Below are 12,108 nucleotides of genomic sequence, written 5' to 3' on the forward strand. Positions count from 1 at the left end.
GCCAAATGACTCAGCTCAAGCTCCCCGATATCGCCGCACAAACTCAAGCGTATGCCGTGCCATTGAATTGGGTTGGCATGTGCGGAATCGCCCTGCCAGTGCAATTCGAAGGGCGCACCGCGGCTGCCAAAGTCGACGCAGGAGTTAGCCTGGTAGACGGCAGTTCACGCGGCATACACATGTCGCGGCTTTACCTTGCGCTGGGGTCATTGGAACACCAGCCTCTCACACCACTCGCCATCCGGCAGCTTCTGGAGGATTTCCTCAGCAGCCACGAAAGCCTTTCTTCCGCAGCTTACTTGCGCTTCAGCTTCGAGCATCTGCTGAACAGGCCCGCCTTGATCAGCCCATTGGCGGGCTGGAAAAGCTACGCCGTAACGGTAGATACCAGGATCGAAAATGAAGTGTTCCACGTGGAACTATCCGTTTCTGTCCCTTACTCCTCGACTTGCCCATGCTCGGCTGCACTCGCGCGGCAGCTGATTCAGCAGCAGTTTCAGACACACTTCAGCGGGCAGCAGATTGAAAAGGCTGCGGTACTACAATGGCTTGGCAGTGCTGAAGGGATTGTTGCTACGCCTCATAGCCAACGCAGTACCGCGCAGATTCAGGTACGGCTAAGCAGCAATCAGCAGGTGTTGCCCATCACCGAGTTGATCGACCGCATAGAGGCCAGCCTGGGGACGGCGGTACAGACCGCCGTAAAGCGCGCAGACGAGCAAGCCTTCGCCTTGGCCAACGGGCAAAACTTGATGTTCTGTGAAGACGCCGCACGCCGCCTGCATCAGGCTCTACGGCAAATTGAATGGAGCAAGGCCTTCAAGCTGCGCGTGGAACATGCAGAGAGCCTGCATGCCCACGACGCTGTAGCAACCAGCCAGTGGCAATGGGATGTCAGCTGCGCGGTTTGACCGTGCCGCAGTCATTGCCCAGCCACACCGCACGGGTGTTCATGCTGCCTTGCTGCTGCACACCCGAGGCGTTGAATGTGCCGCTCACCTGGGTAGTGAATTCCCGATCACTGAGGAATGTAGCCTGGCCACTCCCCTGGGCCTTCGGGCAGCTGAACTGAAACTTCCACACATTACCGGTGCGGTCAGTGATCTTCTGCGTGCAACCTGACTTCGGGTCCTGCAGCGGGATGTCGTTGGTTGCCACCTGTTCTGGCGTCAGGCACGAACGTACACCCTTACCGCCTACGCTTACTCCCTGTTTGGCCAACACCCCTTCCATCATTGCGCGCTGCTCTGGCGGCAGGTTTTTTAACTGGCCGAGCATGAATTCCATGTCGGGTAGCGGCTTGCCATCGACCTGCATGTTGCTGGTGGTCAGCTCCCACAAACCGGGTTGCAGCATCTGGGCATGCACCAGCGGGCTGCTCATTGCTAGGGCCAACGCCAACAGTGGCAGACGAATCTTCATGGACGAACGCTCCTGGAAAAAAGCCGGCCAAGCGGGCCGGGCTGAGCCTTAGACGCCAAATCCACCTTCGGGTTGCAAGGCGGACCGGGAACGTGTTCTGTTACCTCTAGTGTACTCGGCAAGCAGGATGCATATGGATTACCACAGCCCCTACTTCTTTGGTTACCTACTCGGCCTGATACATCTGCTGGGTATCGTAGCCGCACTGCACGCGGTGTTCACCGTGCGGACTGCCCAAGGCGCGATTGCCTGGGCCATGCCCTTGTTCTTCATCCCCTACCTCACCTTGATTCCCTATCTGGTCTTCGGTGCCCGATCGTTCTATGCCTACATCAAGGCGCGGCGCCAGGCCAACCAGGAAATGCACGTGGCCATGGCCAACCTCAACTGGCGGCCCTGGGTTGAGGAAGCCCTTACTGCCCGTGAGTCGGAAAGCTACGCAGCCTTGCGCGCCATGCCCAAGCTGGGTCGCATGCCATGCCTGGCAAACAACCAGGTGAAACTGCTGATCAATGGCCAGGCCACATTTGATGCCATTTTCGCTGCCATCGAGAAAGCCCGCGATGTGGTGCTGGTGCAGTTCTTCATCATTCATGACGACACCCTTGGCAAAGCGCTGCAGCAACTGTTGTTACGCAAGGCCGCCGAAGGGGTGCAGGTGTTCGTGCTCTACGACCGTGTCGGCAGCCACGCCTTGCCGGCCAGTTACAGCCAGGTGCTGCGTGACGGTGGTGTGCAGATCCATGCCTTCGCCACCCGCCGCGGCTGGTTCAATCGTTTCCAGGTCAACTTCCGCAACCATCGCAAGATCGTGGTGGTGGATGGCCTGGTCGGTTTCATCGGCGGGCACAACGTGGGTGACGAGTACCTGGGTAAGCACCCGCAGCTTTCACCCTGGCGCGACACCCATGTGCAGATTAGCGGGCCGGTGCTGGCCTGCCTGCAAGAGTCGTTCGCCGAAGACTGGTACTGGGCCACGCGCCAGCTACCGCCACTGATCCTGCCAGATGCCTACCCGGACAACGGTGTCCTGTGCCAGGCCTTGGCCAGCGGCCCGGCAGACCCACAGGAAACCTGCTCGCTGTTCTTCCTTGAAGCAATTCACTCCGCCACCCGCAGAGTGTGGATCACCAGCCCTTACTTCATTCCTGACGAGGCCGTGTTCGCCGCCTTGCGCCTGGCGGTGTTGCGAGGGGTCGATGTGCGCGTGCTGATTCCATCACGGCCGGACCACCGCATTGTCTATGCCGCCTCCAGCCTGTTCGCCTTTGAAGCGGTACGCGCAGGGGTGCGCGTGTTCCGTTACCAGCCAGGGTTCCTGCATCAGAAGGTGGTGTTGGTGGATGACGACGTCAGTGCGATTGGCAGTGCCAACCTGGACAACCGCTCGTTCCGCCTGAACTTCGAAATTACCCTGCTGACAGTCGACCGCAGCTTCGCCGACCAGGTCGAGCACATGCTGAACGATGACTTTGAACAGGCACGGGAGATTACTGCAGAGGACAGCCGCGATACGCATCGACTGCAACAACTGGGGATGCGCATTGCGCGGCTGATTTCACCGATTCTCTAAAAGCGTGTTTTTACTTAAGTCCCAGTGGAAGCGCACTCGCTCACTTCCACTGGGACTTGAGTAATCAGCGATACAGGTCCTCACGCGTCCAGGGCAGGTTATGGTGCCCATCGGCGCATGGCTTCACCGCCAAGATTTGGTGCAGGTTGATCCAACCCTTCTGGAAGGCATAGGCACACCCGGCCAGGTACAACCGCCAAATACGCAGTGTCTTCTCGGGCACCAGCGCCGCCGCCTTGTGCAACTGGTTTTCCAGGTTCTCGCTCCAGTGGTGCAGGGTCTTGGCGTAGTGAAGGCGCAGGCTTTCCACATCCACCACTTCCAACCCCGCTTCACAAATACTGGCGCTGATCATCGACAGGTGCGGCAACTCGCCGTGGGGGAACACATAGCGGTCGATGAACTCACCAGCACCTCGCCCCACCGGTCGGCCATCGACATGCTTGGCAGTGATGCCATGGTTCATCACCAGCCCACCTTCCCTCACCGCGCCGAACAGCTTCTGGCAATACAGCGCGAGGTTGGCATGCCCGACATGTTCGAACATACCCACGCTGACAACCTTGTCGAAGCGACCATCCTGGGGCAAGTCACGGTAGTCGAGAATCTGCAAGTCAACCTTGTCAACCAAGCCCTCGGCCTTGACGCGCTGACGACCAAGCTTGAGCTGCTCCTTGCTCAAAGTAATGCCGAACACCTTGGCGCCGTACTCGCGGGCAGCAAAACGCGCCAGCCCTCCCCAGCCGCAGCCAACGTCGAGCAGGTAGTCCCCGGCTTCCAAACGCAACTTGCGGCACAAGTGGTCGAACTTGTCCTGCTGCGCCTGATCAAGTGTGTTGTCGGGCTCACGGAAGTAGGCGCATGAATAGGCCATGTCCTGATCCAGCCACAGCTGGTAGAACGCGTTGGAGACGTCATAGTGATAAGAGATGGCTTCGGCGTCAGTGCTCTTGTCATGAGCAAGCCTCTGCGGCAGCACTTCTTCCTCACCGGCCAGCAATGCTTCGCTCAGCTCATCACACACGCGGATGGCCTCGCCAATATCGCCCTCCAGCTCCAGCTTGCCTTCAACAAATGCGGTGCCTAGCTGATCCATGCTTGGATGGGTCAACTGGCTGATGAGCTGTGGTTCCTTGACCAGGATGGTGACCTGCGGGCTAGGCCCCAGATCGAACTGGTTGCCGTCCCACAGTTTCAGCCGCAGCGGCAGATGCAGGCTCTGCAATGCCGGTGGAAGTTGAGCAAGCATGAACAACCCTCCTATCCCTAATTGACTACGACGCCTGATATTTCGAACGTCGCCGCAACAGAGTAGTTCATTGGTGGGATGTTTCCTCTAAACAAGACCATGGTCTAGAACCAACTGTTCTTATCCATGCAGTGGATTGTATACAATCTTTCCTTCTCAGCTTAACCTTATGCCCCTCTCGCGCTTCTACATCCTGGAGTTGAACCCATGAAATCTTATGACGTGGTGATCATCGGCGGTGGCCCTGGCGGCTACAACGCCGCCATCCGCGCTGGCCAGCTGGGCCTTAGCGTCGCCTGCGTGGAAGGCCGCTCGACCTTGGGCGGCACCTGCCTGAACGTTGGTTGCATGCCTTCCAAGGCACTGCTGCATGCTTCCGAGCTTTACGAAGCCGCCAGCGGTGACGAATTCGCCCACCTCGGTATCGAAGTCAAGCCCACCCTCAACCTCGCCCAGATGATGAAACAAAAGGATGAGAGCGTGACCGGCCTGACAAAGGGCATCGAGTACCTGTTCCGCAAGAACAAAGTCGACTGGATCAAAGGCTGGGGGCGCCTGGATGGCGTGGGCAAGGTCGTGGTCAAGGCCGAAGACGGCAGCGAAACTGCGCTGCAGGCCAAGGACATCGTCATCGCCACCGGCTCCGAGCCAACCCCCCTGCCAGGCGTGACTATCGACAACCAGCGCATCATCGACTCGACCGGTGCGCTGTCGCTGCCGCAAGTGCCCAAGCACCTGGTCGTCATCGGTGCCGGCGTAATCGGCCTTGAGCTGGGTTCGGTCTGGCGCCGGCTGGGTAGCCAGGTCACCGTCATCGAATACCTCGACCGCATCTGCCCAGGCACCGACACGGAAACCGCCAAGACCCTGCAGAAGGCACTGGCCAAGCAAGGCATGGTGTTCAAGCTGGGCAGTAAAGTGACCCAGGCTACTGCAAGTGCCGATGGCGTGAGCCTGACGCTGGAGCCTGCCGCTGGCGGCACCGCAGAATCGCTGCAGGCCGATTACGTGCTGGTGGCTATCGGCCGCCGCCCTTATACCAAAGGGCTGAACCTTGAAAGCGTGGGCCTGGAAACCGACAAGCGTGGCATGCTCGGTAACGAGCACCACCGCACTTCAGTGCCAGGTGTGTGGGTGATTGGCGACGTCACGTCCGGCCCGATGCTGGCGCACAAGGCCGAAGACGAAGCGGTAGCCTGCATCGAGCGCATCGCCGGCAAGCCCCACGAGGTGAACTACAACCTCATCCCTGGCGTAATCTACACCCGCCCGGAGCTGGCCACCGTGGGCAAGACCGAGGAGCAGCTCAAAGCAGAAGGACGCGCCTACAAGGTCGGCAAGTTCCCCTTCACCGCCAACAGCCGGGCCAAGATCAACCACGAGACCGAAGGCTTCGCCAAGGTCATCGCCGATGCCCAAACCGATGAAGTACTGGGCGTACACCTGGTAGGGCCAAGCGTCAGTGAAATGATTGGTGAGTTCTGCGTGGCCATGGAGTTCTCGGCCTCGGCAGAAGACATCGCCCTCACCTGCCACCCGCACCCGACGCGCTCCGAGGCCCTGCGCCAGGCAGCGATGAATGTGGACGGCATGGCGATGCAGATCTGACCGCAGCTGTTCGCAGCAGTGGCCATTCAAGATCAGGATGCAAGCGGCCAGGTTAACGTAGCCATTGATTGTGAATGACGATCCTGATCGTATGCCTGGGTGCACTGTTTCCTCGAAAAGGTCGCGGAAAGCTATGCAGCTATGGTCTAGCTGGCCTGCTCTATTCGGTGTTTACGACATCTCTTTTCGTACAGAGCCTAGCCCCTGTCTGAAAAGCCTTGATTCTCGGTGATGCTCCTTTGAAAACCGCCCAGGAATGCTCATTTACTCCAGTAAACTGCGCTTCCTCGGCGGTTTCGCCTTGCCTGACCATCTTCTCAGACTCTTCAAAAAGAGCCTAGAACCCTCATTACTCACAAAAATCTGCTTTGTTTTTTTTCGCCTCAATTGCACATTCTCTTGTCTAATTTCCCCTGTTTTCTGTTGAAAGTAGTAAATAGCACAATGACAGATACTATTGCTAAAGTTCCCCAACCATAAGCAAAGGTACCAAGGCTATCCCGTGATAAGCCAATAATCGGGGGAATCAATACAACGGAGAGCTGATTAGCTGTCATGGCCATTCCCAGCGCAAAACCCTTGCGATCAGCAGGAGCAGTTTCTGCAATGTAAGCTACCCATGGACCGTACCATCCGTATGCAAAAAAACCAGTGAACGCCATAAAAACACTTAGCATTAACAAATTTTTTGTATTCAAAAAGGGTAACAGCATCAATATGGCCGCTACCGCACCGAGACAAGTCATCACGGGGTAGTACCTTCCTGACTCACAATGATCACTCCAAGCCGCTAGGACAATCCTTCCGACTATGCCTGCCCCTAGCACCACGAAGAACATCATCGTCGCAGTAGATCTATCAAGCCCAACTGAGGTATAAAGATACAAAACTAAGAAGACTGAAATGGCATACTGTGAGGCAGTGAGACTAGCACCGGACACCATGATTTTTCTCATGGCAGGTTCGGTTACCATAGACAGTCGGGACACAGCCGCCAATTTTAGATTGATTTTTTTTCTTTCGATGCCCTGACTTATCTCAGGTTTTTTATACAGCAAAACAAATAAGATGGCACCAAACAACGCTACAAGTCCGCCCACCAAAAAAGCTGTTTGAACAGAGTATTGGCTGGCAAAAAATGGAAGTAGTAACGCGGCCATGGCGCCGCCCAGGGGTAATCCAGCTTGTCGAATACCCATTGCAAAACCTAGCTGACTACCTTGAAACCAATTAGATACAGACTTGCTTCCTCCGGGCTGAGCCGTGCTGTATCCAAAACCTAATAGTACTAGGATCATAAGCAATTCAGTGTAAGAATTTGCCAGCGCAGCGCAGCACAATGAAACGCCAACGATTACTGTTCCTACACCAACAACAAATCGCTCACTGTACCTATCCAATAGCTCGCCAGCAATCAATAGACCAAAAAGCGGAATCAACTGTGCTGCCGAAACCAATGTGCCGATCTGCCAATTACTGAGGCCCATCTCGGACTGAACATTTAACGCGATAGCCCCAAAGCCTTGAACGAAAAAACAAGCGCTAGCTTGTGCAAAAGTAGCCACAGCTAAAATTACCCAACGATAATTCTTATTTGGAAAATTCATGCGTCAAATCCCCCACTTCTAAAAACCTGACACTAAGACGTTGCGTTGACATTTGAAGTTCTCTGCCTGCACCAATGAAATTTCCAGTTTCTAACAACGTATGTTAGTTGACTGACCAACCAACGATCAAAAATTAGCGGTCAAGGTTTTGATGTCTGTGCAGAAGCCATTTTTCGAAAACACCTTGCGATAGCCAATAATATCTTGCTTACTTGTAAAGATAACAGCTTTTAAAGGCTGGCTAATGGAAGCGTGCTTTTTTTTCACTGTAGATGCGACCCGCAGAGCAACTTTTTTTGCAGGGTCGAGCCAATTCTGAACGGATGGGAATATCCCTTCCAAGTCTTTAATTACATGAGGGAAGTGAGTGCAACCAAGGATAACTGTGTCAATTGAAAATCGCTGTTTTGTAGTGAGATGGTCATCCACAAGCTTAGTGAAACTAGCAAAACTTGCTACCTGCCCTGCCAATCGGGCTTCAGACAGTGCTACCAACGGCTGCGCCGCTATTGGCCATATATTGGCCCGATTTCTTGTTATGGCCATCGCGCGGCGAATATACCTACTCTTAACCGTGCCGGGAGTGGCAAGTAATACGATATTTTTTTGGTCGGAAATTTCAACAGCTTCCTCTAGGGGGGGCGTTATTAAGAAACAGTGCTGAACACATGAGTCTAGACCATAGTCCTTCATAGCGACGGAAGCGGTATTACACGCTACAACGATAGCTAACGGCCTAATTTGTGTATAGAGCTGATCAATTAAATGCTGTACCCTTTGAGAAATTTCAGCCCCGGACTTGCTACCGTACGGGAACCATTCATTATCTACCACATAGAGTATACTTGCCTCAGGAAGTAGAAGTTCCAGTTGCCGGGACAGTGTTAGCCCCCCTACGCCAGAATCCAATACTACAATTGGCCGCTTCGCACTCAACCATTGACTGCTATATAGTTTATTTTCGTCATCCAGCCAAAAGCTGAAGGCAATCGCCAGTGAACTATTGAGGATATGCATCGGCCTTCACCCTATGCATTGATAGCGCGAGTATCTACCGAGTCCCGCATTTCTCGGGACTTCCTCAGGCTTGATGCGAATACAACCCGAGATAGCCAACGGGCGCCACCACCGTAATTAGCATTGAACGAATCACGTGCATGTACACACCGGTAGTTATCGATGAAGACACAATCCGCTTGCTCAAGTATGAGTGTCACGCGATTTTCTGAAAAGTGATTTAAGAGTTTTTCCAACGCTTGACGTTCGATGCCTTCATATTCCCCGACATCCAAAGTGGCTGCATTAATTTTTACATAGGGTGCGTCTCTATGGCCAAATAGAATTGTCTGGGCGTTTTCTTCGACCACGTCAGATGTGTTGTGTATTGGGTTGTGAGAAATTCTAAACCTCGACTCAAATAGCACATTCATTTCTTCCTCTCTAAGCTTGATGCCATCAATGCTCGAAAGAACTGTCGCTGCACGTTCATCATTACGCATGCACACGAGCCCTAAGTACTCTGGTCGAGCAGGGTGAAATGCATCTTCTACATGGAATCCAAAATCGAGAACAGACCCAGAACTTGAATTGGCAATGCATCCATACCCTTCAAACGGTATAATATTGTTATACAGGCTACCCCCGCGCTGCGAAGTGAATCCGATACCTTCGCCCAGTAATGACCCGTATAGGCCATGCAAGATTTTTGCGTCACTCAAACAATAGTCTTCTTCTAATTCAATATACCCTTTTGGCGTTGCCCCTGCACCATGTCGAAGAACGGGATTCCCGGAAACTAGAAGAGCCGCAAATTCTTCTTTTCGTTTGAAGTCGTAGAATACTTTACGAATGCTTCGTGGCAATTCTTGGGCATACAGAACTGCTTTTTCCATAAAGCTGTACTGATTTGTCATTCCGGGCTCTTTAATAACCTCATCCAACAAACCCCGAACTTGCAGTTTTTCATAATGGGTAAGAACAAGCTTCTTTACTTCAGTCACCACAATATGTTACCCCTTCGTATCTGTGATCAAACCTGTCGAAACCTATCTTAGGCACTGGTCGAAATTTAAGACTCCACGTCCTTCGATTGACCGTAGACTTGGAAATTGGCAACCTTTTCTGTCTTATATTTAATGTCGAAAAATATCCAATCACGGTTGTTGTGATGTAAGAATTACGATAAGGAAATTTGCTGGGCATGGTCAATATTCAAAGACGTAGGGTATTTCTTATTCTTTTGTGCGAAAAATAAAATCGCGGATTTTGAAAGCATTGAAAGCTATAATTTTGCGGAACAAAAAAATGCACCACATCGAAAGATGCGGTGCATTTAAATGAGAATAGGGGCAAGTAGCTTGGTCCAGAACGTACACGTTGAAACGTATGACGCTGCGAACTCTACAAAATGCTTCAGCGGGGTAGTAATTGGGTTTCCGGAATTTCGTACAAAACCTAGAATATCTTCAAAACTCTCGCAGACCTCAGAATATCTAAGTCAGAGTCGTGGAACTGTAAGTAAAGGTTTCGTTCAACATCCGAAAGGGGCATTTCATCAGGTTGGATTCGCAACAGCACGGGTTGCGGGTCCCTGAAGAGCAGAAAAGGTAAGGGGCGAAGCTTCAGACGAAGGGCCGGAAGCCTCGCAGGAGACGATGAGATGGACCTCACCGGCTCCTGCGACAGCTTTAATTCTCTAAACCCAATTTTGTGATCGTAGACATTAAAGTCTGTCTCGTATCAGCACGAATCTTGGGGCCTGTAGCGTGGTGGAATGAGTTTTAAAGTCTGTCTCACCCTACCGCTGGGGAAGCTTTTCGGTTCTGAAAAATATTAAAAACTGTCTCGCATCCAACCAGAAGCAACCCTCAGCCTGACGATGAACAGGTAGGCCGCGCAGAATGCGTAACCTGAAGAGGTCTGCTCTGAAACTCTGTTGGCAATGGTCTCCCCTCAGAGACCCTTGTAAGCCCGGCCCAGATGGCGGGCTTTCTGCTTTCTTGCTGCAATGCTAGGGGAGCAGTGGCCAGCATACCGATCCCAGCGGCGCCTTTGTGAAAGCGGGATTCTCCTTATAGAAGCGTAGGCGACTCGCACGCATTACAGGTCGGGGTAATTGGCTTCCTCTCTCGACTGAGTCTCATGCCATTCCTCCCAATGCTTCCGCACTGCTTTAAATTGCTCGGGACAGACGGTACGGGGCCTGTACTCTTCAATATCTCGCGTATCTGTCGCAAACAAGTAGTAATGGGCCCCGGTCAAAATCATCGTCCTAAAAAAAGCTGCTTCAGCCAGACTCAGCGTGGTGCCGCGCCGAGGGCACGGTGAGCCAACACACGTGAACAGAAGATGCTTGGGACTGAGTGGCATGAACAGCTGTGTGCCTGGAACATCCCAACCGCCTTCAAGACTAAATGTTCCATTCGCTCCAGCTCCTACCCTCATGAATGGGTTATCGGACGTTGGCCAGGTGACTCCTGGCGGCGCGTGGAGGATGGTCCAACGATGATTTGGCATCCGATTGATAGTGCCCTTGAGCACTTGTTCAATCTGCCAGAGCCAAAACTTCCGCCCGACCAGAATCTCGGCTTTGATGCCTTCTTCGCCATCCTCATTCTTCACACGATGAATCTTCAGCGGAAGTTTGCAGTGTGGGTCTAAAACCGGAGGGGGTTCAAGTTGAACTCCAGCGGCTGACGCTGCCTCGATTTTGCGCACTGACGATTCCATGACCTCAGTTAGCAATGCCTCAAGCGTTTCATTTTGGCGTTTGATAAAGATCTGCATTTGCGCAGGAGTACGGACCGATTGCGCAACAGCAAAGCGGAACAAATTGTTCCAATCCTCTCGGGTCAACCGCGACTCGCTCACTACCTTTTCGATGGATGCCAGTCCAGGAGTTTCGAAGTCACGTTCAAGCCATCGCTCGACTTCGTCGCTGGCTTCAGAGCCAGACAAACGAGTATAAAGATGCCGAAGCACCGCCACGCTTTTGGTTGAATGCGGCTTCCAAATCGCGCTTTTTTCATGGGGTACTAGCAGACGATAGGCAAGGACTTTTCCCTCTATCGTCCAGTGCTTCAGATACGACTGCGGTACGTAATGGTTGTCCTTTTTGAAGCCTTTCATTCCCTTCTACTTCCTCAAATGCCTTGCCACTTGGCAGCCGTGCTCGCAGGCGTGGCTCGCCAGCGACCCTTATCCCGAAGCATCCTGGACGAAGTCCAACGTCGCCCCTATTTCCTTTTTGTTGGCATGCCGTTTCCCGCCTCGCGCATCAGCTTTCTCGGCAGCCGCTTGCTGATCATCAGGAGATGGCCAACGAGTACCAAATCCCCTCACCAAATAGCGGTTAGTCCGGTCAAATTCGTACTCGCTCTGGAATTCACCTGGCCTGAACGATATCAGCCGGGAATCGTACAATCGGGTGTTGGGCCATGCAAGCTAACAGTTCCTTGGCACACTCTCCCATAACTCTCTTCGCTTACGTGAGAATGCAATGTTCCCTAGTATTTTTTAGCAGTTCGTATTCTTGGTGAAAGTTATAGCTTGTCTGGCGGACTTGGGTGTACCAGTGGTTTTTTCAGTCATGTAAGTTGCAGCTTTATAATTTAAGGTGGCGATGATTTCATCCTACTGGCGATTTTCGA

The 12,108-nt window shown here is 53.0% G+C and carries 9 protein-coding genes; 3 read left to right on the plus strand and 6 right to left on the minus strand.

Annotated features, from left to right (window positions below):
- The first annotated feature begins 5 nt into the window (after window positions 1-5).
- Window positions 6-911: a GTP cyclohydrolase FolE2 gene (gene folE2 / locus APH35_RS10240; RefSeq protein ID WP_060514732.1), complete on the plus strand. Its 906-nt coding sequence runs from the start codon at window positions 6-8 to the stop codon at window positions 909-911.
- Here the strand turns inward: folE2 and APH35_RS10245 are convergent.
- Complete coding sequence (locus APH35_RS10245; protein WP_012274892.1) at window positions 895-1,422, minus strand: DUF3617 domain-containing protein; 528 nt, start codon at window positions 1,420-1,422, stop codon at window positions 895-897. The genes folE2 and APH35_RS10245 overlap by 17 nt on opposite strands.
- Window positions 1,423-1,555: 133 nt before the next feature.
- Between APH35_RS10245 and cls the strand changes: the two genes are divergently transcribed.
- Window positions 1,556-2,995, plus strand: a complete 1,440-nt coding sequence (gene cls / locus APH35_RS10250; protein ID WP_060494493.1) for a cardiolipin synthase — start codon at window positions 1,556-1,558, stop codon at window positions 2,993-2,995.
- Between the two features lie 64 nt (window positions 2,996-3,059).
- Here cls and cfaB read toward each other — a convergent pair whose 3' ends face one another.
- Window positions 3,060-4,244 carry a C17 cyclopropane fatty acid synthase CfaB gene (cfaB, locus tag APH35_RS10255; RefSeq protein WP_060514733.1) on the minus strand — a complete coding sequence of 395 codons (1,185 nt, stop codon included), beginning with the start codon at window positions 4,242-4,244 and terminating at the stop codon, window positions 3,060-3,062.
- Between the two features lie 207 nt (window positions 4,245-4,451).
- Here cfaB and lpdA point away from each other — a divergent pair, with 207 nt between their 5' ends.
- Window positions 4,452-5,852, plus strand: a complete 1,401-nt coding sequence (gene lpdA / locus APH35_RS10260) for a dihydrolipoyl dehydrogenase (RefSeq protein WP_012274895.1) — start codon at window positions 4,452-4,454, stop codon at window positions 5,850-5,852.
- Between the two features lie 383 nt (window positions 5,853-6,235).
- On the opposite strand, the gene APH35_RS10265 is transcribed toward lpdA, so the two are convergent.
- The 4 genes from APH35_RS10265 to APH35_RS10270 form a co-directional block, all read right to left on the minus strand.
- Window positions 6,236-7,459 carry an MFS transporter gene (locus APH35_RS10265; RefSeq protein ID WP_060514734.1) on the minus strand — a complete coding sequence of 408 codons (1,224 nt, stop codon included), beginning with the start codon at window positions 7,457-7,459 and terminating at the stop codon, window positions 6,236-6,238.
- A 126-nt stretch (window positions 7,460-7,585) separates the two neighbouring features.
- Complete coding sequence (locus APH35_RS28255; protein ID WP_012274897.1) at window positions 7,586-8,476, minus strand: glutamate racemase; 891 nt, start codon at window positions 8,474-8,476, stop codon at window positions 7,586-7,588.
- A gap of 11 nt (window positions 8,477-8,487) precedes the next feature.
- Window positions 8,488-9,459, minus strand: coding sequence for a TauD/TfdA family dioxygenase (locus APH35_RS28260; RefSeq protein WP_177335365.1), 972 nt, complete (start codon window positions 9,457-9,459; stop codon window positions 8,488-8,490).
- Window positions 9,460-10,558: 1,099 nt separating this feature from the next.
- Window positions 10,559-11,587, minus strand: a complete 1,029-nt coding sequence (locus tag APH35_RS10270; RefSeq protein WP_060514735.1) for a DUF4238 domain-containing protein — start codon at window positions 11,585-11,587, stop codon at window positions 10,559-10,561.
- Window positions 11,588-12,108 lie beyond the last annotated feature (521 nt).

Origin of the sequence: Pseudomonas sp. NBRC 111132, from assembly GCF_001320565.1 — a bacterium.
Taxonomy (GTDB): domain Bacteria; phylum Pseudomonadota; class Gammaproteobacteria; order Pseudomonadales; family Pseudomonadaceae; genus Aquipseudomonas; species Aquipseudomonas putida_P.